The 23,409-nt window shown below is 44.4% G+C and carries 22 protein-coding genes and 1 pseudogene; 9 read left to right on the forward strand and 14 right to left on the reverse strand.

Annotation, left to right across the window (positions count from 1 at the left end; translation table 11 throughout):
- Positions 1-59: 59 nt before the first annotated feature.
- Positions 60-1,331, reverse strand: a complete 1,272-nt coding sequence (locus tag ACZ5FK_RS13600; RefSeq protein ID WP_464805423.1) for an Nramp family divalent metal transporter — start codon at positions 1,329-1,331, stop codon at positions 60-62.
- Positions 1,332-1,516: 185 nt separating this feature from the next.
- Between ACZ5FK_RS13600 and ACZ5FK_RS13605 the strand changes: the two genes are divergently transcribed.
- From ACZ5FK_RS13605 to ACZ5FK_RS13615, 3 genes are all read left to right on the forward strand, one after another.
- The gene (locus tag ACZ5FK_RS13605) at positions 1,517-3,703 is read left to right on the forward strand and encodes a YcdB/YcdC domain-containing protein (protein WP_464805424.1); all 2,187 of its coding nucleotides are present in this window, start codon (positions 1,517-1,519) and stop codon (positions 3,701-3,703) included.
- A gap of 171 nt (positions 3,704-3,874) precedes the next feature.
- Positions 3,875-4,399, forward strand: a complete 525-nt coding sequence (locus ACZ5FK_RS13610) for a hypothetical protein (RefSeq protein WP_464805425.1) — start codon at positions 3,875-3,877, stop codon at positions 4,397-4,399.
- A gap of 82 nt (positions 4,400-4,481) precedes the next feature.
- On the forward strand, positions 4,482-6,038 hold the full coding sequence (locus ACZ5FK_RS13615; protein ID WP_464805426.1) for an ABC-F family ATP-binding cassette domain-containing protein: 1,557 nt from the start codon (positions 4,482-4,484) through the stop codon (positions 6,036-6,038).
- Between the two features lie 53 nt (positions 6,039-6,091).
- Here the strand turns inward: ACZ5FK_RS13615 and ACZ5FK_RS13620 are convergent, their stop codons facing one another.
- From ACZ5FK_RS13620 to ACZ5FK_RS13660, 9 genes are all read right to left on the reverse strand, one after another.
- Positions 6,092-6,400 (reverse strand): hypothetical protein, encoded by a 309-nt coding sequence (locus ACZ5FK_RS13620; RefSeq protein WP_464805427.1) that lies wholly within the window; start codon positions 6,398-6,400, stop codon positions 6,092-6,094.
- A gap of 124 nt (positions 6,401-6,524) precedes the next feature.
- A complete protein-coding gene (locus tag ACZ5FK_RS13625) occupies positions 6,525-7,349 on the reverse strand; it encodes a squalene/phytoene synthase family protein (RefSeq protein ID WP_464805428.1) in 825 nt (274 codons plus the stop codon).
- Between the two features lie 301 nt (positions 7,350-7,650).
- A complete protein-coding gene (locus ACZ5FK_RS13630) occupies positions 7,651-7,866 on the reverse strand; it encodes a hypothetical protein (RefSeq protein ID WP_464805429.1) in 216 nt (71 codons plus the stop codon).
- 235 nt (positions 7,867-8,101) lie between these two features.
- Positions 8,102-8,401 (reverse strand): KGG domain-containing protein, encoded by a 300-nt coding sequence (locus ACZ5FK_RS13635; RefSeq protein WP_464805430.1) that lies wholly within the window; start codon positions 8,399-8,401, stop codon positions 8,102-8,104.
- 150 nt (positions 8,402-8,551) lie between these two features.
- The gene (opp4C, locus tag ACZ5FK_RS13640) at positions 8,552-9,460 is read right to left on the reverse strand and encodes an oligopeptide ABC transporter permease (protein ID WP_464805431.1); all 909 of its coding nucleotides are present in this window, start codon (positions 9,458-9,460) and stop codon (positions 8,552-8,554) included.
- An 11-nt stretch (positions 9,461-9,471) separates the two neighbouring features.
- Positions 9,472-10,437, reverse strand: a complete 966-nt coding sequence (locus ACZ5FK_RS13645) for an ABC transporter permease (protein ID WP_464805432.1) — start codon at positions 10,435-10,437, stop codon at positions 9,472-9,474.
- Between the two features lie 67 nt (positions 10,438-10,504).
- A complete protein-coding gene (locus ACZ5FK_RS13650) occupies positions 10,505-12,334 on the reverse strand; it encodes a peptide-binding protein (RefSeq protein WP_464805433.1) in 1,830 nt (609 codons plus the stop codon).
- Positions 12,335-12,455: 121 nt separating this feature from the next.
- Positions 12,456-13,493, reverse strand: coding sequence for an ABC transporter ATP-binding protein (locus tag ACZ5FK_RS13655; RefSeq protein ID WP_464805434.1), 1,038 nt, complete (start codon positions 13,491-13,493; stop codon positions 12,456-12,458).
- A complete protein-coding gene (locus tag ACZ5FK_RS13660; RefSeq protein ID WP_464805435.1) occupies positions 13,474-13,932 on the reverse strand; it encodes an oligopeptide/dipeptide ABC transporter ATP-binding protein in 459 nt (152 codons plus the stop codon). Before ACZ5FK_RS13660 ends, ACZ5FK_RS13655 begins: the two co-directional genes overlap by 20 nt.
- Before the next feature lie 273 nt (positions 13,933-14,205).
- Between ACZ5FK_RS13660 and ACZ5FK_RS13665 the strand changes: the two genes are divergently transcribed.
- The 6 genes from ACZ5FK_RS13665 to tet(L) all read left to right on the forward strand — a co-directional run bounded on the left by ACZ5FK_RS13665 (position 14,206) and on the right by tet(L) (position 19,496).
- Positions 14,206-14,496: a helix-turn-helix domain-containing protein gene (locus tag ACZ5FK_RS13665; protein ID WP_464805436.1), complete on the forward strand. Its 291-nt coding sequence runs from the start codon at positions 14,206-14,208 to the stop codon at positions 14,494-14,496.
- Positions 14,497-14,560: 64 nt separating this feature from the next.
- Positions 14,561-15,699 (forward strand): IS3 family transposase gene (locus tag ACZ5FK_RS13670; RefSeq protein WP_464805437.1). Its coding sequence is split into 2 segments (ribosomal slippage): positions 14,561-14,786 and positions 14,786-15,699, totalling 1,140 coding nucleotides; the frame shifts between segments, so codons are not numbered across the junction.
- A 349-nt stretch (positions 15,700-16,048) separates the two neighbouring features.
- Complete coding sequence (locus tag ACZ5FK_RS13675; RefSeq protein WP_464807443.1) at positions 16,049-17,164, forward strand: Mu transposase domain-containing protein; 1,116 nt, start codon at positions 16,049-16,051, stop codon at positions 17,162-17,164.
- Position 17,165: 1 nt separating this feature from the next.
- The gene (gene istB, locus ACZ5FK_RS13680) at positions 17,166-17,918 is read left to right on the forward strand and encodes an IS21-like element helper ATPase IstB (protein ID WP_074036667.1); all 753 of its coding nucleotides are present in this window, start codon (positions 17,166-17,168) and stop codon (positions 17,916-17,918) included.
- A 99-nt stretch (positions 17,919-18,017) separates the two neighbouring features.
- Positions 18,018-18,080 carry a tetracycline resistance efflux system leader peptide gene (locus tag ACZ5FK_RS13685; RefSeq protein WP_013762478.1) on the forward strand — a complete coding sequence of 21 codons (63 nt, stop codon included), beginning with the start codon at positions 18,018-18,020 and terminating at the stop codon, positions 18,078-18,080.
- A gap of 33 nt (positions 18,081-18,113) precedes the next feature.
- Positions 18,114-19,496, forward strand: coding sequence for a tetracycline efflux MFS transporter Tet(L) (gene tet(L), locus ACZ5FK_RS13690; RefSeq protein ID WP_068450235.1), 1,383 nt, complete (start codon positions 18,114-18,116; stop codon positions 19,494-19,496).
- Between the two features lie 378 nt (positions 19,497-19,874).
- Here tet(L) and ACZ5FK_RS13695 read toward each other — a convergent pair whose 3' ends face one another.
- The 4 genes and pseudogenes from ACZ5FK_RS13695 to ACZ5FK_RS13710 form a co-directional block, all read right to left on the reverse strand.
- Positions 19,875-21,227, reverse strand: a complete 1,353-nt coding sequence (locus tag ACZ5FK_RS13695) for an integrase (protein ID WP_074036665.1) — start codon at positions 21,225-21,227, stop codon at positions 19,875-19,877.
- Positions 21,228-21,234: 7 nt separating this feature from the next.
- Positions 21,235-21,519, reverse strand: coding sequence for a helix-turn-helix domain-containing protein (locus ACZ5FK_RS13700; RefSeq protein WP_083600205.1), 285 nt, complete (start codon positions 21,517-21,519; stop codon positions 21,235-21,237).
- Positions 21,520-21,550: 31 nt separating this feature from the next.
- Complete coding sequence (locus ACZ5FK_RS13705; protein ID WP_293928558.1) at positions 21,551-22,627, reverse strand: tyrosine-type recombinase/integrase; 1,077 nt, start codon at positions 22,625-22,627, stop codon at positions 21,551-21,553.
- 95 nt (positions 22,628-22,722) lie between these two features.
- A pseudogene (locus tag ACZ5FK_RS13710) lies at positions 22,723-23,295 on the reverse strand (ABC transporter ATP-binding protein); the annotation flags it as partial.
- Positions 23,296-23,409: the final 114 nt, after the last annotated feature.

Consider the following 23,409-nt stretch of genomic DNA (forward strand, 5'->3'; position numbering starts at 1 on the left):
GACGATACATAATTTATCACGGCTTGCGATGGAAAGCAAGCGTTTCACGGCAACTGTCTTTACAGGACGGTCTCGTAGAGCAGAAATAAGTTCAGGAAGATGACGGCGACGGCAATGATCCATGCGGCTATTGTCGTTGCTTTCCGGTTCACCAAGGCCCCCATGATGCCCTTATTCGCCGTGAACATGACAAGCGGAATGAGAGCAAATGCGATGCCGAAAGACAGGATCACCTGACTCCAGACAAGGGCGTCGGTCGCATTGACGCCTGTAATGATGATGGCAAGGGGAGGAATCATCGTTACAGCTCTCCGGATATATAGGTTGATCCGTTTGTTGATGAACCCTTGCATGACAACATCACCGGATAATGTGCCGACTGATGAACTCGAAAGCCCAGCAATGAGCAATCCGAGTGCAAAAGATATGGCTGCAATCGGTCCAAGCAACGTTCCGAGCTGGTCAAACGCGACGTCGAGATCCTCTACGACGAGTCCTTGTTTGAAGAATAAAGCAGCCGCAATGATAAGCATGCTCATATTAATAGCCCCGGCAATGACCATCGCGATAATGATATCGATGAATTCAAACCGGAAAATCCTTTTTTTCTCAGCTTCCGTACGTCCCACAATCCTCTTTTGTGTCAAGGAGGAGTGAAGATAGATGGCATGAGGCATGACGGTCGCCCCAAGGATCCCGGCCGCGAGCAAGATACTGTCAACCCCTTGGAACCGCGGCGTGAACATCCCTTTTAAGACCGAACCCATCTCTGGCTTCGCCAGGAATGTCTGCAAGGCGAACGCGATGACGACGATGAACAGCATACCAGTGATAACCGCTTCGAGAGTACGGTACCCTCGTCGCTGCAACTCCAGAATGACGAATGATCCAACAGCTGTGATCAAGGCTGCCGGCAGCATCGGGATGCCAAATAGCAAGTAAAGGCCGAGAGCTGCGCCAATGAACTCGGCAAGGTCCGTGGCAATGATGACGAGTTCGGCTTGAATCCATAGGAAAATAGAGACGCCCTTCGGAAACCGCTCTCTTGCAACTTCGGGTAAGTTTTTACCAGTCGCGATTCCAAGTTTTGCGGAAAGTGACTGGATGAGCACCGCGAGAAGATTCGAGACAAAAATGACCCACAGCAACAAATAGCCATATGTCGAACCCGCAGCGATGTTCGTTGCGAAATTACCAGGGTCGATATAAGCGATTGCGGCGATGAAAGCGGGGCCTAGAAATGGAAGGAGTTTGCGGAAGCCTTTCACATCTCCGCGCAGTACCGCTTCTGCTGCTAGTGAGGTGTTTGAAGCCCTAGGTGTTTTTTTCATAGCGATACGCCCTCCTTTCAGTAAGCGTTAAAAAGATTCATTCATACCTATTTTACACCTCAGAATAAATGTAAACATCATAGGAGGCACTGCGAAAATTTTACTAGAGACTTACGAATATTTGTCTTAACCCTTACATATATAAGTAGTGGAGTTTTGTTTTATCCAAGTATAGGGGGATTGAGTTGGCTGCATTTAAAAAAATAGGTGTTGCATTGTCGTCGTCTGCGCTCGCGCTTAGTCTGCTGGCTACTTCCGCGGTCGCGTCTGAAGAAAAAACAGGACAAGGAATTGAAGCGGCTGCCTTACAAACTGTCACAAAGAACGAGTTGGTCGCTGCGTTTAAAAAGCTGTTTCCCGAATTTGATTATTTGGCGGCTGCCGATTTTCAGATGAGCAGCGGGACCAGTGTGCGGGAAGGGGAGAAGCGGTACTACTTGTCCTTCAGCAGAGCCAAACAAGGCAAACAAGTAAGCGGCAGCGCAAGTTTTACAGGGAAAGACTTATTGCTTGATCAGTATTACTATTATTCTCCGCATGAAGCGGACGCTTTATTCCCGGCAAAGGTGTCAAATGACGAAGCACGAAAAATTGCGGAAGCGTTTGTATCCAAAGTGGCAGGGGACAAGAGTTATAAAATGCAGGAAGCACCCTTTACGTACAACGTAAAATTGACAGAACCTGTACGGTATTCTTTCACCTTCAATCAAATGAAAGATAATGTTCCCGTTTATGATCGCAATCTTCACGTAACTGTACTTGGCAACGGTGAAGTTGTCGATTACTACAATTTTAATGAGGGAAAGAACGATGTGACTTTCGATAAAGTCGGCGGCAGCCAGGAGAAAACGAAAGTGCTGGAGCAAGTGAAAAAGAATCTAGCAGTCGATCTGCAATACGAAGTGAATTGGAATTACCAAACCGGTGACCGCAAAGTGGACCTTGTTTACACACCGCGCGTTTCCAATGTGCATGCATTGACGGGGAAGTGGGAAACGGTAACAGGCTTTTTGGAACAGCCTTCCGCAAAACCTAAAATTGAGATGATCACGAGCAAACCGCTGGCACCGAAAGACAGTGACATGACCGCAGAGAAGGCACAAAAATTTGCAGAGCAATTCTTAAAGCCGGCTTCCGATGATGTAAAATTGACGATTGAGTCGATTGATGAGCGTACGAACTATAATGGACAGGAAGTTATCAGCATTTATTTTTCTTATAAAAACGGGAACCGGTATTACGGTTCTAGCCTGGAAATCGACAAGCAAACGGGGGATCTGCTCAATTATTACGAAGCGAAAGAGTACCATGGATACTACGGCGATGAGAAACCGGATTTCGGAGATGTGATTTCCGAGCAGGAGGCCTTGAAAGCCGCTGCCGGTTATATGAAGGACCTCGCCCCTTCCCGTCTCCATCTCTATGCAAAGCCGCTTCAGGAAAGCCGTTTCGATGAAATGTCAGGCGCTTACCAATTCACGTTCCCGCGGGTCGAAAAGGGCCTTACCGTGATTGGAGATCAGATTTTCGTTTCCGTCAATGCAGATGGCACACTGAACGGGTTAAATGCTGATTCAGGGACTATTTCGGAATGGCCGGACCCAAGCAAGGCGATTGGAGAAGCGGAAGCGCTCGCTAAACTAAAAGAGAAGCTTTCCGTTGATCTGACATATGTACGAAAAGGGGATGCCAAACACTACGACCTCGTCTATATGCCGTCATTTGGTGAACATATTTTCGGCAGCATCGATGCACGAACGGGAGAATGGAAATCGGGATATGGCGTCCGAAATGATGTGAAAGTGACGCATCCATGGGCGGAAGAAGAATTGAATTACTTGATCAGCAATAACCTTCTCGATGTGAAAGACGGGAAAACATTCAATGGTGACAGCGCCATAACTAAAGGAGAGGCCTTGCGTGTCGTAATGAGCTCTCTCACGTATTTCTATGATGGCAGGTTTGGGGGACCGGAGCAGGCAGGACAGACGTTTGAAAATATCGACCCGGCACATTCCTTATATACAGCTGTGGAACATGCGGCTGCCATTGGATTGATTGATGCAAGTCAGAAGACTTTTGATACGGATGCGCCGCTGACGAAACAGGAATTGGCAGTGTGGTATATCCGTATATTAGGCCTCGAGCAGGCGGCTGAGCATCCGGCAGTATTTAAGGCTGATTTTGCCGATGCGGACTTGATAAAGAAGGAAAATATCGGCTACGTGGCGCTTGCGAATGCGAAAGGCTTGCTGACGGCTGCAGACGGCCGCTTTGATCCCGGCAAGGAAATCTCTTATGCCGACCTGGCTGTGTCCACAATACGCCTGGCACACCAGCTGGCTGCGAAGAAGCAGAATATCTATTATTGAGCCGAACACCCCTGAGTCCTTCTCTAAGAAGGCCAGGGGTTTTTCTGCGTATCGGGATGAAGCGGAACTCCGAATGCTTTTATTCCGCTCCAACCTTTGCTTCTGGAGCAGGGCTTTATTATAATGGCAGAAGAGATTTCCTTCATTTGGATATGGAAAGGTGGGTACTATATGTTTGACCCGACCGTTTTTGATAATTTGAAAGTCGCTTTTGAAAATCGTGTTTATGATTTGGAGACGATTGAGCAGAAAATACGCATCACCAACCGGCAAGATCAGATGGATTTTGCGGTCATGTCGCGTCAATTCGGCATTTCGTTCACGCTAGCCGAAAACCCGGAACTGACGGGCGAGATCTCGCTCAGCACAACTTTAAACGATCTGGCTTCAGAAATCATGGAGTTAGAAGGGGAGACGCCGGGCTGTGCATTGAAGCTGCGTTTCATCCGGCAGCTTCCGATTGAAAAGGGAAAAGGAGTTCCCTATCACCAGGCCCAGCAGCTGCTGCACGACATTTGGGAACATGATATCGACGTTAAACAGACGATCAGTTATGTCGTCGGATCTGAAGCGAGCGGTGCTGCCTATATTGTCGAAGCAGCGTTCAAGACGCGGATCAATGAAGATCATATGCAGGATATCAGCAATTTCCTCTACCACATGCTGCGTACGATGGAAATGCTCGGACAGCTATGACATTCTGCTTGAAGAAACGCTATCGTTCTAAAGCAAATGCCCGTATAATAAAAGAAATCCAACATGAAAAGGTGTACAGCATATGAGTTTATTGACAGTATCAAATATGAGCCATGGATTCGGTGACCGCGCGATTTTCGACGATGTCTCGTTCCGTCTCCTGCAAGGGGAGCATATCGGCCTGATCGGGGCGAATGGCGAAGGTAAATCGACATTCATGAACATTATCACCCGGAAGCTGGAGCCGGATGCCGGGACCATCAGCTGGGCGAAGCGTGTCCGGGTCGGCTACTTGGACCAGCATGCCGTGCTGAAGCAGGGGATGAGCATCCGTGATGTTCTGCGTACCGCGTTCCAGTACTTGTACGACATGGAAGCCGAAATGAATGCGTTGTTCGAAAAGATGGGGGAAGCGGATCCGGATGAGCTGGAAAAGCTTTTGGAAGAGACCGGGCAGATGCAGGATGAATTGACGAACAAAGATTTCTATATTATTGATTCGAAAGTGGAAGAAGTGGCTAACGGTCTCGGCCTTACCGATTTTGGCCTTGACCGGGATGTCCATGATCTGAGCGGCGGGCAGCGTACAAAAGTATTGCTTGCAAAACTGCTGCTCGAGAAACCGGATATCCTTCTCCTGGACGAGCCGACTAACTATCTGGATGTGGAGCATATCGAGTGGCTGCGCGGCTATTTGCAGAACTATGATCATGCGTTCATCTTGATTTCACATGATATTCCATTTTTGAACAGCGTCGTCAATCTGATTTACCATATGGAGAATCAGCAGATCACGCGTTACCCTGGAGATTATGATGAATTCCTGAAGGTTCATGAAATGAAGAAACAGCAGTTGGAAGCCGCTTATAAAAAGCAGCAGAAGGAGATCGCCAACCTGAAAGATTTTGTTGCGCGGAACAAAGCGAATGCAGCGACAAGCCGGATGGCGAGTTCACGTCAGAAAAAGCTCGATAAAATGGATGTCATCGAACTTGATGCGGAGAAGCCGAAGCCGCAATTCGACTTCAAGCCAGCGCGGACGCCGGGCCGGTTCCTATTTGAAACGGAGAATCTGGTTATCGGTTACGGTGAACCATTATCCGAGCCGCTGAACTTGAAAATGGAGCGGGGACAGAAAATAGCGCTTTCCGGAGCAAACGGAATCGGGAAGACGACTCTGCTGAAAAGCATTCTGGGTGAAATTCCGGCGTTATCGGGGAAGGTTGAACTCGGAGAGCATCTGCATATCGGCTATTTCGAACAGGAGATCAAGTCGGATAACAATCGGACATGCCTTGAGGAGATTTGGGACGAGTTCCCGCATTTCACGCAGTATGAGGTGCGTGCGGCACTTGCTCGATGCGGCTTGACGACAAAGCATATTGAAAGCAAAGTGAAGGTGTTGAGCGGGGGAGAGCGGGCGAAAGTCCGGCTTTGCAAGCTCATTAACCGGGAGACGAACCTGCTTGTCCTTGACGAACCGACAAACCACTTGGATCAGGACGCGAAGGACGAGCTGAAACGTGCACTGAAGGAGTACAAAGGGAGTGTCCTTCTCATTTCCCACGAACCGCATTTTTACGAGGATGTCGTCACGGACGTATGGAACGGAGAATCTTGGACAACGAAAGTGTTTTAAATAAATGAAGTGGAAGGAATGTCTGGCAGGAACCATCCGCAGGCATTCCTTTTTTATGGCCAATAACCGGATGGACGCCAAGGGCTGCTTTCTTTTTCCTTAGCACGCAACCTCTGCACTTCTTTTGTTAGATAATCGACTTGCCTCCGAAGATTCTCAAGATCTTTTGAGGTGTCCAAGTTTGCTTGGCTGTTGGTATTCCCGCTTGATTTCTTCAAGTTTTCAAGGGCAGCGGCAGCGGAAACCGTCGTCAGAGCATCGCCTACTGCTGCGAGCAAGCTGCCGATGAAGGCAAGTTTTGCCACTTGTTCATCACTGAATGACAAGCCTTCACTTCCAGTCACCGGTTCGTTATTCCTCATCTCAACCCTCCCGATCCCTCATTGCCTATAGTCTATGCATGAGTCCCGGTGGGATGATTGGACTTTGGCTCGCTTAGGTGCATAAAAAAGCAAGCGGCCGCCGCCGCTTGCTTGAAAGTGCCCGTCAGTCTTGGCTGTTCAATATATCGTCCACAGTGGAGAGAACCTCATCTCGTTTCATCTTATCTTCTCCTCGCTGAAGCGCTTGCAATGTGCGTTTCGCAAGTGCCAGTGGAATTTTGCAGAAGAGCAGGATTGTCTTCGTTTGGATGTCTTCGATATACCTGTCTGCCATTTCTAGATTCCGTTCAGCATAGTCGAACATGTCCTGGCGTGACCAGCCTTCTGGGAAAAACCGGACCCCGCGCTCTGCGTCTTCCCCTTGGTTGCGCAGAATGTTCACGGCTTGCAGTCCGCGGCCATAACCGACGGCAAGCTCACGGTCGGTCTTCGTTCCGTCATACTGCTCCCAAATCTCGGAGAGCATGACGCCGACAAGCCCAGCGACGTAATATGTATAGTCATCCAGATCCTCTTTTTTCTGCACATTAAAATTCCGGCCAACCCATTTCGCCATGCCGCCTGCCATTTCGCCTGTCCATTTTTTGACAAGTTCTGTATAGTCGTCAGGGCATACGGTAAGCCAGTCTTCAAGCCGCAATGTGACTTCAGGAAGCTCGTCTCTATGTGGAGTGAGAAGAGCCTGATACTCGTCGCCAGAGAAACCGGATTCCAGCATCTGCCCTGTCTTTTCAAGCAGTGTCTGTTTCACATCTGGCGAAAGCTGTTCGTGGTCTTCGATTTCATCAATTGCCCGCATGCATAGATAGGCTGCTCCTACTGCCAACCGCAGAGTAGGATTCAACAGTTTGATCGGTATATAAAATGTGCGGCTCGTCTCTTTCAATACCCGCATCGCTTCTTTTTCGAGTTTCTGTTCCTTGCTCAATGAAATCGCCTCTTTTTCTGCATCGTTACTGCTTTTTCCTGAAATCCCTTTCACTATCATACACTATTTCTGCAGAGACTTTCCAATGGCAGTATGGTTTGAAGCGTTCGTTGGATTGGAAAACTGACATAACAACCCGCGGATGAGTAAAAGGAATTGACGCACTGCCATGTAGAGGCATCACGCAGGATGCCGAAAAGGCAAAAGAGGAAAAAAACTTGGAAGGCATCGTTTTTGGGATTGTCCCAATAATAAAAAGGCCGCCGCGAGCAAATGCCCACGGCGGTCTTTTGCAACTTAATTAGTTGCGGTTATCACGGTTGTTACGCTCACGATTTTCGCGGTTATCGCGATTGTTGTCGCGGTTGTTGCGGTTGTTGTTATCAAAATCAGTACCGAACTCTACGCGGTCGCGGTTTTCGTTCTGGTTCTGATTTTGATTGCGATTACGGTTGTTATCGCGGTTGTTCTCACGGTTGTTGTTGTTGTTGTTGTTGTTGTTGTTGTTGTTTGGCATTGGTGTTCACCTCCCGAACTTAATATGGTCACTTCCCTGTTTTTTAATCGTCTTTTTTAGAAAGTGAATTTTTCCAATTCGAAACAGGCATTCTTTTAGGAGATGCGATTACGTTTATTGATGTGGATCATAAAAGGGGAATCGCCTAAGTATGGCGCGAGGAGACAAAAAAACTGGAGGCAGACCAAACGGACTGCCTCCAGTTTATAAAATTTCTATTGTTTGTCAGTTGCTATCAGTTGTTGTCACGTTGTTTTGCGCGAGCTTCTCCGCCTTTTTCACCGGCCTCTTCCAAGCTCATTTTGCCGTCACCGACATTTCCATCATGTTGTTTCGCGCGAGCTTCTCCACCTTTTTTACCAATCTCTTGGTAGAATTCCTTGTCGTGGTTCTTAGCTGTTGCTTCTCCGCCTTTTTTACCGATCTCTTCGTAGAACTCATGGCCATGAGATTCAGCTGTCGCTTCTCCGCCTTTGCGTCCTGCTTCTTCCACTGTCATTTTACCATCATTGTTTTTGTCGTAGTCTTTAGCCATTTTAAAAGTCCTCCTTTAAGATTGTGGTATCGTCTTGCTATTGTTTAAGTTCCCGCACTCGCACAATCGTAAACATCCTTCGAAAAATAACTCCTAGTAAAAGTAAAACAGACGTCGGAAAGCAATTGCTTTCTGGCGTCTGTCAAGGCGCTACCTTCCGCTGCTTTTCGGGTCAAAAGCATCTCGCAGGCCATCCCCTATGAAATTGATTGCCAGAACTGTGATCAGGATACTGAGCCCTGGAGGAATCCATGCTTCCGGGTGATAGCGGAGAACACGGATATTTTGCGCTTCCGAGATCATATTCCCCCATGTAGGCGTAGGCTGGGGAATTCCCATGCCGATGAAACTGAGCCCTGACTCAAAGAGGATCATCGACGCCATCATCAGCGTCGCATTGACGATGATCGGCCCGATGGCGTTCGGGATGAAGTGCCGGAAGATGATCCGCGCGTCACTCGAACCGATCGCCCGGGCGCCTAGGACGAACTCCTGCTCACGGAGAGAGAGGAACGTCCCCCGCACAATCCGCGCAAGAGACGGCCATGCGGTGACTGCAATGATGACGATGAACAGCCCGATTGTCACTTTCTCCAGCAGTGCCATGATCGTCATTGCTAGGACGATGAACGGCAATGCCAAAATCAGATCCGTGATCCGCATGATGATATTATCGATCAAGCCGCCATAATAGCCGCTGAGCGCGCCCATGATCAATCCGATAAGAAGGGTGAACATCATGGCGCAAAAACCGATTGTCAGGGAGATGCGGGAGCCGTAGAGCAATCTTGCGAAATTATCCCGTCCCGAGCTGTCGGTGCCGAGCAGATGATCGGCGCTCGGTTTCTGTTCAACCATGAGAAGATTCGCCTCTTCCGGGTCGTACTCAGTCAGCAGTGGTGCGAAGACGGATGCCGAGACGATCAGCAGAAGCACGATGAGCCCTGCGATGGCGAGCTTATTCCGTATGAAACGCCGCGCGGCCAGCTGCAGCGGGCTCCTATGTTTACGATCGAAATCAACGCCCGTTTGCGTATTATCAGTTTGGATGTTTTGCATATATGTTCACCTCAATCATAGCGGATCCTCGGATCGACGATGCTATAGAAAATGTCAGCGAGCAGATTTCCAACCAGAATGGCAACTCCTAGCAGAAGAGCAATCGCCATGATGACTGGATAATCCCGGTTGACGACAGACCCGATGAAGAGTGTGCCGAGCCCCGGGAAGTTAAACACTTGTTCCGTGATGATTGCGCCGCCGAGCAGCGCGCCGAACTCAAATCCCATCAGCGTAATGATCGGGATCATCGCATTTCTGAGCGTATGCTTGTACAGCACATTCCGGTCGCTCATCCCTTTCGCCTTGGCAGTGCGGATATAATCGCTGCCTAGCACATCCATCACTTCCGACCGCATATAACGCATATATGTCGCTGTTCCTGCAAGCCCTAGCGTCAAGCCCGGAAGCACAAGATGGTGGATGCGGTCCTTGAATTCGGCGAAGCCGGACAAATCATTGCTGGAAACGGTGCCTTGCGCAGGAAACCACCCTAGATTGATCGACAAAAGATAGATTGCGACAAGCCCGAAGAAGAAGTTCGGCACCGCGAGTCCGAAAAATCCGAACGTCGTCGCACTATAGTCGAGCAGTGAATAAGGATGGCGGGCTGAATAGATGCCGATCGGTATAGCGACAACCAAGGTGATTCCGAGCGAGAATAATCCCAGGTAAATCGTGTTGGTCACCCGTTCCTTGATCAGGCTTGCAACAGAACGGCCGTTATACATGATCGACTTCCCGAAATCACCTACGGCAACAGATGACGCCCACTTGACATACTGGACGGGGATCGGCTTGTCGAGACCGAGTGCTGCTTTCTGCTGTTCAAAAACAATCGGATCGACGTTCGGGTCAAGGATCTTCCCGGAAAATGGATCCCCGGGTGCCGCTTTCGCAAGGGCGAACACAATGACGGAAAGCGCAATCAGCATAGGGATGAATACGAGAATTCTACGAATGATATATTGATACATTGCGGATCCTCCCAGTAAAGGGAAGAGTATGCCGTGTGCCGGCATACTCCTTCCTGAAAGTCTTTAGTTACTTCGCATCGCTGGTCCACCATTCATGCGAATCCTGATACATCGTGTGAGGCAGAGGCTTGATGCCTTGAATACGTTCGTTATACGCCCAAATGCTGTTCTGTGCGTAAAGCAGAAGTGCAGGCAAGTCTTCAGAGAAGAGATGCTGCCATTCTTTATAGACTTCTGCTCGGAAGTCCTTGTCAAATGCCTCAGGCGCCTTCAGCCCTTTTTGCAGCAATTCCTCTGAGCGAGGATTGTTCCAGCGGGAGAAGTTATAGCCCGCTTTTGTTGACCAGAGGCCGGATGGATCCGGATCTGTGCTTCCAAGGCTCCAGCCAATCAGATACAAGTCGAAGTCTGTATCGTCATTTGTAAGGTCAGGTACATATGCAGACATTTCTTTCGGCTGGCGCATGTTTACCTGGATGCCGACTTTTTCGAGATCGGCTTTCAGAAGAGGCGCAGACCTTTCGCGCAGTTCGTTTCCTGTAGGGTAATCAAGGTTCAAGACCCACTTGTTGCCGTCCGGATCTTCACGGAATCCGTCTCCGTCCACGTCTACATAACCTTCTTCGTCCAGGAGTTGCATCGCTTTTTCCGGATCGTAATTATAATTGATTGCCGCATTGTCGTCATACACCCAGAACTGCGTGGCGATCGGCGAGTTGATCGGCTGGCCGCGTCCATGAAGAAGACCCTGGCCATGGCCTTCACCGACAAGACCTTGGCGATTCACCGAGTATGCAATCGCCTGGCGGACTTTCGGATTGGAGATCTTTTTGTTTGGCACCCAGTTCTCTGGGATGATATTGCCCTTTGCTACATCGTCACTCGTTCTGTGATTCTGCTTGAAGCCCATGAGCTGATAGCCGAAATCAGGCTGCTCGACGAGTGTTACATTTTTATATTCGCTCACCATTTCATAGTCAGCCGGAGCTATTCCGCCCGGGCTTGCGACAAAGTCGATTTCCCCTTTTTCAAGAAGACCTGTCATGACAGACTGTGCGATCACTTTCCAGACAATCTTGTCAAGATGAGGCGCGCCTTGCCAGTAGTCGCTATGACGCTCAAGCACGTACTGCTCCCGCTCCACCATGTCTGTCAATTTGAATGGACCGGTTCCAATCACTTTGCCTGGCTGCAGCGAGGCTTCCGCTTCCGGAATCTCGGCTACTGGAATATCCTTGAAGACGTGTTCCGGGATGATAGCGAAGCTTGCTGTATACAGTGGTGTTACGCTAGGCTCCTTAAACTTGAAGGTGACCTGATAGTCACTATCCGCTACGACTCCTTGGAATTCATCCGTCTGACCGGAAGAATACTCCTCATAACCGAGAAGAGGCGTAACGAAATTCGTCCGGACCCCGCCTGCATTTACATAATCAGGATCAGAAATCGCTTTGTACGTGAAAACGACATCATCGGCTGTGAATTCTTCGCCATCATGCCATTTTACGCCCTCTTGCAAAGTGAACGTGATTTCCGTCTGATCTTCATTCAACTTCCATTCTTTTGCGAGACTTGGTATGAACTCCAGGTTTTCATCCTGGGAAACGAGACCCTCATGCGTGAAGTCAAGGATATTTGCTTCATATGCTTCCTGATAAAAGATCGGATTGAATTGTCCTGTCGGTGCGGAATACATCGCTCCGACAATCGTGCCGCCTTGCTTCGGCCCTTCTTCTGCGGCTTTTTCGCCTTCGTTCTCTTTCGGCTTTTCCTCAGCAGGTTTTTTCTCTTCCTCCTTGACCGGCTCCGCCTCTGTGTTGTTGCAAGCTGCGAGCACCATGCCGAACGCGAACAGTAGCATCAATAGGATCAATGAATGTTTGTGCCGTTTTTTCAATTTCAAGTCCCCCTTTTCTTTTGCTCATTTGATAAAGCTTGCTCGTAATTCGGGATGCAATGGATCTCGTGCACCACCTCCTAAATGGAAGGTTTCACAGGCCGAAAGCACATCGATTCAATTATATGGATGCGTCATCAAATAAATGACAGGCGACAAAATGGCCAGGCTCTATTTCGGCAAGCTCGGGTCTGACCGCAGCGCAACGTTCATGCGCCTCGGGGCACCTCGTTCGAAATGCACAGCCGGACGGCGGATTTGCAGGGCTCGGCAAGTCGCCGGATAACTTGATTTTCTCCCGTTTTGGCGCTGACTCATCCAGGTCAATAACCGGTATGGAGGATAGGAGCGCTTTTGTATATGGATGCAGCGGCCGGTCATATAACATGTTCTTGGGTGCAATCTCCGCGAAGCGGCCCAGATACATGACCGCGACCCGGTCACTGATATGCTTGACGACACTCAGATCATGCGCGATGAATAAGTAGGTTAGCCCGAACTCTTCTTGTAAATCTTTCATCAGATTCAATACTTGGGCCTGGATGGAGACGTCAAGAGCGGACACAGGCTCGTCGCAGATGACGAGCTTAGGCCGCTGGATCAGCGCCCTGGCGATACTGATCCTTTGCCGCTGCCCCCCGGAGAATTCATGCGGGTATTTTTGCCGGTCGCTCGGCCGTAAACCGACTTTCTCAATCATTTCAATGACCCGCTCTTTCCGCTCGCTTTGCGATAATCCCCCTTGGACGAGAAGCGGTTCTTCGATCAGCTGACCGACACTCATTTTGGAGTTCAAGGAAGCGAATGGATCTTGGAATACGATTTGCATGTCTTTGCGCAACGGCCGGATTTCGCGATGTTTCAGGCTGGTGATGTCTGTGCCGCTGAAAATGATCTCACCTTCTGTCGGGTCTAACAGGCGGATGAGTGTCCGGCCCAATGTCGATTTTCCCGACCCCGACTCGCCGACAATGCCGAATGTCTCGCGCTCATGAAGCCGGAAGGATATGTCATCCACTGCTTTCAGCTGGCCGATTGTCCGCTTTAAAACCCCGCCTTTGATAGGAAAGTATTTTTTTACATTCTTCGCTTCCAATAAGACAGCGGAGTCGTTTTGCTGTTCCGCCAGTCCGGTTGAGTCAGTTTTTGTGATCGTCATGCGGGCGTTCCTCCTCCTTATACAGATGGCAACGTACTCGGTGGCTGGACGAAAGGTCGATCAGTCCGGGAACCTCCTGCTTGCAAATGTCCATCGAAAATGGGCAGCGCGAGTGGAATCTGCAGCCTGCAGGGAAGTTGTAGGCAGGGGGCACAGTCCCTTTGATCGTGCCGAGCCGATCCACGTCCCGGTCAAGATTCGGAAGACTGCTTAACAAACCTTGTGTATAAGGATGCTTCGTTGTCCCGAGCAGCTGCCGCGTGGGCGCTTCTTCGACGATTTGCCCGCCGTACATGACAATCACGCGGTCTGCGTACTCATAGACGACACCGAGATCATGGGTGATTAACAGGAGACCCATGTTGTATTTCATCTGCATCTCTTTTAGCAGGTCCAGGATTTGGGCTTGGATGGAAAAGGACATGTTCAAAATTGACATGTTTGATACTACCTAACATTTTATATAAAAATAATAAAGTTGTTTAAACCATAATAAAATCGTATAAAGTCATTTAAAATTAAAATAGCTGTTATGTTATTCAACAAACGGGCCATTTAACGGAATAAGTGATGAAAACTGAATTTAAAACTTAGTCTGTTGTAACCGCTAAAATAAAATTAACAGTTTTTGCTCATTTCAATTGAACACTTTTTCACCAATTCAATAGTTTCCTGTAAACTGGAAATATCAGTTTAATAGGAGGCTGTACTAATGGAGGAGAAGCTTGTGTTACATATCGAAATTCATCAATTGCGTGATCGTGGATTAAGGATTGTGCAAATTGCAAAGCGACTAAGAATATCACGTAATACCGTGTATAAATATTTAGATATGTCATTTGAAGATGCAGTAAATGAGTTTAGTCAGACTGGCCGTAAGAAGAAGCTGGATGAATACAAAGATTGGATTGTAGGTTGGTTACTTGAGTTTCCAAGCTTAACAGGGGCACAAGTTTTAGATTGGCTACAAGAGAAATACCCTGAAATTGATGTTTGGAGCTAGTATAGATGTATGGACACAAGTTAGTTAAGTCTCTATCCTAAACAATAGAGAGGACGTGTCCGGAATGAAACAAAAACGTTACAACCACGAATTCAAACAAACAATCGTCGAACTCTACAGAGCTGGCACGCCTGTGAGTGATCTCAACCGCGAATATGGTGTATCTGAAGTGACCATTTACAAATGGATCAAAGCGCACTCCCCAATTGAAAATGGAGACGGTTTGACACCCGCTGAAATTGCGGAGATCCAAAAGGAAAATCTACGCCTCAAGCAGGAGGTAGACATTCTAAAAAAGGCTATGACCATATTCGCGAAAAAGTGACCGACCAAGAGATTATCGACCATATCGAACAGGAGAAAGAAAACCACCCTGTTCAAGTTTTGTGTGACGTGCTAGACATGCCAAGAAGTACGTACTATCAATCATTCCATAAAGTGAAATCCTCGTATGAAACGGAAAACGAGGCGATTTTAGAACGCATAAAAATCATACATGCGGAGAGTAAAGGCCGCTATGGTGCGCCTAAAATTCATCAACTTCTCAAAAAGGAAGGCTACGCTGTCAGCGTAAAGCGTGTCCAGCGCCTTATGAAAACAGAAGGAATTCGATCTGTCATCACGAAGAAATACCGTCCAACTTCATCGGACAGCCAAGTAGAAGAACGCGACAATGTATTAGATCAAGATTTTAAAACGACGACCATCAATGAAAAATGGGTGGCCGATATTACGTATATCCATACACTGAGAGACGGTTGGTGCTACCTGGCCTCTGTATTGGATTTACATACGAAGAAAATTGTAGGTTATTCTTTTTCTAAATCCATGACAACAGAACTCGTCTTACAAGCATTAGCCAACGCAATTGATGTCCAGCAGCCTGAAGAGGGGCTGATCCTTCATACCGATTTAGGCAGCCAATATACGAGCGAGGACTTTCAAAAAGCAGTAAAAGCAGCGAAAATGGAACACTCTTTCAGTCGAAAAGGCTGTCCGTATGACAACGCCTGCATCGAGTCTTTTCATGCCACATTAAAGAAGGAAGAAATCTATCAAACCACTTATCTAGATTTTGAAGCAGCACGAATTGCCCTCTTCCAGTACATTGAATCCTGGTATAACCGGAAACGAATCCATGGGGCAATTGATTACTTGACGCCGCAGCAACTCGAGGATCAGTGCAGACAGGTAGCTGCTTGATCGTTAGATGTCATTAGGACTTCGATTCAACCTACCTACACATTTTTCAGGAACGACATCCATGGACTGTACTTCCTGTATCCAGCGAAAGCTGTCAAGTGCGGGCTTTCACTTGACTGGTTTCGCTGGATACAGGACCATCCATGAATGGATGCCGTTTCTGACAACGACTTAACATTTTTGTGTCCAGGATATTGACATAGATCCAGTTGGGGAAAGTACAGTTAGACGTTATGTAAATGAAATTCGCGAAATTTATCAAATTGATAAGGTAGATGAACCCCGTGAATACGAAGCGGTCATTGAGCTGCCACCAGGGAAGCAATTACAAGTAGATTGGGGACAAACTATTCAAAAAACATCAGGTGGTAAAGAAGTGAAATTATACTTCGTTGCCTTTGTGTTAGCGCACTCTCGACATAAATTCACTGTGTGGTTAGATCGTCCTTTTACGACAAGAGATACAATAGCCTGTCACGAAAAAGCTTTTCAGTTTTATGGCGGTATAACAGATGAAATTGTGTACGATCAAGACAATTTAATTGCGGTAAGTGAAAATGCAGGCGACCTCATTTTAACAAAGGAATTTCAACAGTATATAAAAGACCGGAAATTTAAAATCTATCTGTGCCGCAAAGCAGATCCCGAATCCAAAGGTAAAATAGAGAGTGTTGTAAAATACGTAAAATATAATTTCGCTAAAAATCGAATTTATACAACACTTGAGGACTGGAATGAGAGGTCTTTAAAATGGTTAGAACGTACCGGGAATTATAAAGTGCACAATACAACAAAAAAGAGACCTTTCGAAGTGTTTCTCCTGGAAAAGCAACACTTAAAAAAAGTCTCTACACCGCTTCCTATATTAGAAAGCAACCATACAGAAATTATAACAAGGAATGTCAACAAGGACAACACAGTCCGGTACACATCGAATCGATATTCCGTTCCACTAGGAACCTATACGAATTATCCAGTCGTACAAATAGTGCCCCAAGGGCAAAAATTAAAAATCTTAGCACCGCATACTGGCGAAATACTTGCGGAACATACCATCAGTTTAGAAAAAGGCAAGTTGATAAAAAATCTAAATCATGGACGTGATCGCTCTAAGTCGCTCGATGAGTTACAACGAAATGTGCTCACTTTATTTCCATATGATGGGGCCGAACAATATATTCAAGATGTTTGTCATACATACGGTCGATATCGTAGAGATCAATTATTGTTATTCCAAAAAATTGCGAAAGAGAATCCCGAATGGTTATCTGCAGCAATACATAAATGTATTCAAGAAAAGTTATACAGCGCAAATGAGTTCCGAGACGTTGTCGCCTATTTTAAGCGTACAAATATCGAACCTGAGCAGCCAATAACTACTGTAAAAGAATCAAAAGAATCGCTAGCAATAGCAGTTCAAACGAGAGATTTAAAAGAATACATTCAACGTATGGGAGGCAAATAATATGAGTAAAAGTGTGGCAGATATCCAACAGGCATTTAAGCAATTACGTTTAGCAGAAACCGCTGAGGGGCTCCCAGAGCTTCTCCGCCAAGCGGAACAAGTATCGTGGACATATTTAGAATTTATTGATGAACTAACAACATTAGAGCTTAGAAGACGAGAAGAAAAGAGTATCGAAAAGCGTTTATCGTGGGCACGTTTCCCATACCATAAGCCGTTGCATATGTTTCAGTTAGAGGAGCAAACAGCGATTACAGAGCGCCAAATGAAACAGCTGCAGGAGTTCCAATGGTTAGAGCAAAGTTACAATTTAATTCTTTTGGGACCACCTGGTGCAGGGAAAACATTATTGGCCGTAGGCTTAGGCATTGAAGCCATTCAAAAAGGCTTTCAAGTCTATTTCATAACAATGGGAGAATTAATTCAGTTATTGAAAACAGAAGAATTTACACATCGCTCACAAATCCAATTAAAACGTTTGAGAGCATCAGATTTAATTATTATTGATGATGTGATGTATATGGCTTTAGATCAACGGGAAGCCACTTTATTCTTTCAACTCGTACATCAGCTATACGAACAAAGTTCGCTAATATTGACATCAAATCGAAGTCCAGAAGAATGGACAGAGTTAGTGGATAACCAAGGGATGATGACTGCTATTTTAGACCGCCTGTTACACAGAGTCGAGGTCATTCATATGAACAATGAAAGTCATCGTTTAAAACATCAACAAAGAATCTTTACCGAATAAAAAGTGTTCATCCTTAATGAGCAAAAAATGTTCAATTTGGGTTGACGGTGACATCTGTATGTGGTAAAATGTTTCAATCAAGATTAGGAGGCATTAATTATGAAGTGCAATGAATGTAACAGGGTTCAATTAAAAGAGGGAAACGTATCATTAGCCCTATAAACTGCGTCTACCCTCATTATTGGAGGGCGAAATGTGAATACGTCTTATTCACAATCAAATTTACGACACAACCAAATTTTAATTTGGCTTTGCGTTCTATCTTTTTTTAGCGTATTAAATGAAATGGTTTTGAACGTCTCATTACCTGATATTGCAAATGATTTTAATAAATCACCGGCGAGTACAAACTGGGTGAACACAGCCTTTATGTTAACCTTTTCTATTGGAACAGCTCTATATGGAAAGCTATCTGATCAGCTAGGCATTAAAAGGTTACTCCTATTTGGGATTATAATAAATTGCTTCGGATCGGTAATTGGGTTTGTTGGACATTCTTTTTTTCCCATACTTATTCTGGCTCGATTTATTCAAGGAGCTGGTGCAGCTGCATTTCCAGCACTCGTGATGGTTGTAGTTGCGCGCTATATTCCAAAGGAAAATAGGGGTAAAGCGTTTGGTCTTATTGGCTCCATAGTAGCTATGGGAGAAGGTATCGGTCCAGCTATTGGTGGAATGATAGCTCATTTTATCCATTGGTCTTATCTTCTGCTCATTCCAATGATGACAATTATCACTGTTCCGTTCCTTATTAAATTGTTGAAAAAAGAAGTAAGGATAAAAGGTCATTTTGATATTGTAGGAATTATACTAATGTCAGTGGGCATTGTATTTTTTATGCTGTTTACAACATCTTATAACATTTCTTTTCTGATCATCAGTATTCTGTCATTCCTGATATTTGTAAAACATATTAGGAAAGTAACAGAACCTTTTGTTGAACCTGCACTGGGGAAAAATATTTCTTTTATAATTGGTGTCCTTTGTGGAGGACTTATATTTGGTACAGTAGCAGGGTTTATCTCTATGGTTCCTTACATGATGAAAGATGTACATCAACTAAGTACTGCTGCAATTGGCAGTGTGATTATTTTCCCTGGAACAATGAGCGTTATTATCTTCGGTTACATTGGTGGATTACTTGTTGATAGAAAAGGTCCATTGTACGTGTTAACCATTGGAGTTACATTTCTTTCCGTTAGCTTTTTAATTGCTGCCTTTTTTTTAGAAGTAACACCATGGTTACTGACAATTATATTAGTTTTTGTTTTTGGTGGGCTGTCATTCACCAAAACAGTTATATCTACAATTGTTTCAAGTAGTTTGAAACAAAAGGAAGCTGGTGCCGGAATGAGTTTGCTTAATTTTACCAGTTTTTTATCAGAGGGAATAGGTATTGCAATTGTTGGTGGTTTATTATCTGTACGCTTACTGAATCAGAAGTTGCTACCTATGGACCTTGATCAATCCACTTATTTGTATAGTAATATGCTATTCCTTTTTACAGGAGTCGTTGTCACTAGTTGGCTGATCACCTTGAATGTATATAAACGAAGACAAATTCAATTTAAAAGTTGAATACCAGAGATAAATTAAATGACTTCTAGCTTTCTTAAGCAATCGGGCGCGATTGTTGCATAAGATTATGATTTTCAAACGACTTTATTGTAGCTTCCTTAAGTTCCTATTCAGTAATTATAAAAGGAATTAAACAACTTTATTTTTACACCGTCCGCATATGCGGACGGTGTAATTCATTCTTTCAGCTTCAAAATTAAACAACTTTATTGTCACTTAACATTTAATAAAATTAATTTTCCTTTTGGTGTCTATATTTTTCATTATAATCACCCTAGTTGCCCAGTATTTTATCCTTAAGCATTTGAGAGAACATTTTTTATATTAATTCATTAATATTAATACGAGTATTAGTTATTATTTACACACACTCTACTCTTAATTCTTTTGTTCGTTATGAAGAAGTGCTCTTTGATGACTTATACTTTCCTCTATAAGATAATCCTCTAACTTCCCATATCTTGAAGCCTGTGTAAGTGATAGACCAAACCCTTCTACAAGTATTTGTGGTCCAAAGTTACTTGCTATCATATTAAAACAAGTAATTCTAAGAGATTTAGGTGTAAAACCACAAAAGGCCTTTACTTTTCTTGCTATGAATTGATTATTGATTGGACGATCCTGATATACCCCTGATGAACTTGAACTTAGAATTAAATAAATCTTATTCTTTGCGTTTCTATTATTCGATCTCTGTTTAACATATTCATTTATTAATACCAGTTCATCATCAGATAGATAAACTGGTGGTCTATCGTTGAGGAAAATCGCCTTCATTTCAACCTTTACATCACTTATTTTTATATTACTAATATGTGATGAAGATAGCCCATGATAAAAAGATAGCACAGTCAATAAACACTCTAAGGGTTGTTCGTAAAGTCTACTTTTAACTAATTTAGCCACATTTACTTGCTCAAAAAAGGTTAATGGCTCGATAGTTGGAGGAAGCTCTCTAGATTTTATATCCAAGATTGGTATATGAGTTATTAGCCTTTTTCTTTTGGCTAACTTAAACAGAACTAATAAATCTTTTCTCACAATCTCACGATTCTTAGGAGTTAAAGTTAAAAGAAATTCATGAACATCTTCTTGTTGAACAGTATCCCAGGATTCTATATGCTTACAGTTAATTTGAAGCCATCGGACTAATCTAACAAAGACTACTATGTCCGCCTTTACTGTTAATAGGGATAATGGGTTTCTCGCGTTAAATTTTACTTGTCTATTCCTAAGTTCCATTTTTTCGTTGAAATATATCTCCAAGAGACGAATAAATCCTTTAGGAACTTGCTTTAAAACCTCTCTAATACTAGTGAGAATACCCTCATCTGCGTTAACACTTAAATAACCTATTTTAATAAAAAAATTAAATAGACTTAATTTTATTCTCTTGGAATTAGGGGTCTTTTCTAATGTAGATATCAGCCATCCTTCATTAATATCAGAAGGGCTTAAAAGCTCTTTTTCAGCTGCTTGTAAAAACCGTAACACCTTACTACTATTCTTACGAATTGTTTCTACACCAATACCTAGTTCTTTTAAATACATAATATATTTTTTAAATAGTGTTGCACTCCATGTTTTTGTGAAATTTTCTTTAAGAAAATCTTCGGTTTGGATTCTCTCTACACGAGCTTTACTCAAACAATTATGACAGACGGTTGCTTTCTTATTAATTTCTGATGTATTTAGTTTTCTTTCACAAGATACACATGTAATAATGTTCATCATTCTCCTATATTGGTGGAAGCTTATCTTCAGAAATAGATTCATTAACCGCCTTCGCCAACTTGTTATTCGTTGGTTTTTCAAGTTTTTTCACTGGTGTAGGAGTGTGTTTCCATAAATCATTTGGAGTACATTCTAATGCGGTACAAAGCGCATCCATTGTTTGAGTCTTTACTTGCTTAGGTTCATTAGTTAATAAAGCGCTTATTGAGGGAGGAGATAGTTTATAGCCTGCCTTATCCTCCAAAAGCCTACCTAATTCAGCTCCAGACCATATTCCAATATCAGCCATGACTTTTCTTAATCTCCATTCAATCGCCAATTCATTCACCCTTTTTATTAAAGTTTAATAATTGATTTCGCCATTTTTCTTGAGCCATCCTCACTCTTTTCTCCAAATGATCTGAACCAGGATTAGAGTAATTAAATGTAGTTGCGACATCTGCGTGACCTAATAGTTCCTTTAGCGTTAATAAGTCAACGCCTAGTTCTGTCTGACGAGTAGCGAATGAATGACGTAATTGATGAGGACTGAAAATCTCCTCTTTAGTAAAACCCATCTTTTCTTGCCTTCTCGCTAAACTCTTTCTAGCTGTATGTTTATTCAGCCTTACTCCACCTTCAGATAAGAATAAAGGCCCTTCAGTTTCGTTAGTGAAAAGAGGTCTGATCCTTTCTAAGTACCATTTTAGGAGTATTTCTACATCATCCAACATTGGTACCCACCTTCGCTTAAATCCTGACCCTTTAGACCCTTTTCCAAAGCGAACATGGAGTTTACCTTTTTCCCCCAAGTCAAACCTACAGTCTTTTACATCCATCATGATTATTTCATGAGTTCTTAACCCTGTTAATTCTAACATCCTAAAAAGAGTATAGTCCCTCGCTACAGTAGAGTATTTTCTTGCTGTTTTCATTTCTTCTTTCATACCATTCCAAAACCTATCAAGTAATTCAGGTTTTGGAGGTATTACTTGACCATTATGATCATCTTTTCTATGGTAGTAACGGTTAAATTTATCTAATAAGTTAGGTACTTGTACTTTATACCTCTCCCATATTTCATGACCATGCCTTGTCTTTAGATATTCTAAAAATGTAGAAATAGTGGATTGATATTTCCTCCTAGTTGAATAGGCTAATCCTCTTCCAACCAAGCCCAAATAAAATTTATCTGCATCAGACATTGTAACTTCCCATATGAACTTATTTGACACATCTAAGAACTCATTCAAGCATTTTGTTCCTAGTGCTATAGTGTGCTCTGTATATCCTAGAACACGCTGTTGCTGTTCCCACAATCCTATTAACTTTGCTTGGTATTCTCTCGATTCTTCATATGTTGAAAAAATTAATTCTTGTTTATTACTGATAACAGATAGAAAAGGTTGCTTCCCCATTTAATAACCTCGCATTTTAGGTATTAACTAATATTTTTAGTTAATACCTAATATAACAGGTGATTAATAAAAAAGAAACATATCCATTCTCCGGTGGTGACGTCCAGTGCTGTCGTTGGTTCGTCAGCAATCAGGAGTTCAGGTTCACATGAGATGGCCATGGCGATCATGACTCGTTGGCGCATGCCGCCGGACAACTGATGGGGGAATTCTTTGATGATTTCTTCCGGTCGCGGGATGCCGACAATCCGAAGCAGCTCGACCGCTTTCATTGTGGCCTGCTTCTTGGACAATTTCTTATGCTTGCGGATGGTCTCAGTCAATTGGCTGCCAATCGTATAAACGGGATTCAAGGCGGTCATCGGCTCCTGAAAGATCATTCCGATATGATTGCCGCGGACTGACATCATCTGCTTCTGCTTCAGGACAGCCAAGTTCTTGCCGTTCATCTCGATCCGCCCGTCAACGATCCGTCCCGGTTTATTGATCAGCTGCATGATCGAGAGGGCGGTGATGCTTTTACCGCTTCCCGATTCACCGACAATGGCGACAGTTTCTCCGGGCTGGACGGAGAACGATATGTCATCGACCGCTTTTGCGACGACATCCTTTTCTAAGTAGAAGTATGTTTTCAAGTTGCTGACATCTAGGACAGGCTGTTGGCTCATTTAGACATCCCTCGTTTCGGTAATGGTGGTCGCCCGAATATCCTTTCATGTTATGAATCTTGCGAAATGTTATATACATCCTAATAATGTTATTCAAAATTGTCAATCATTATT

This window comes from Sporosarcina sp. GTC18466 (genome assembly GCF_055389225.1).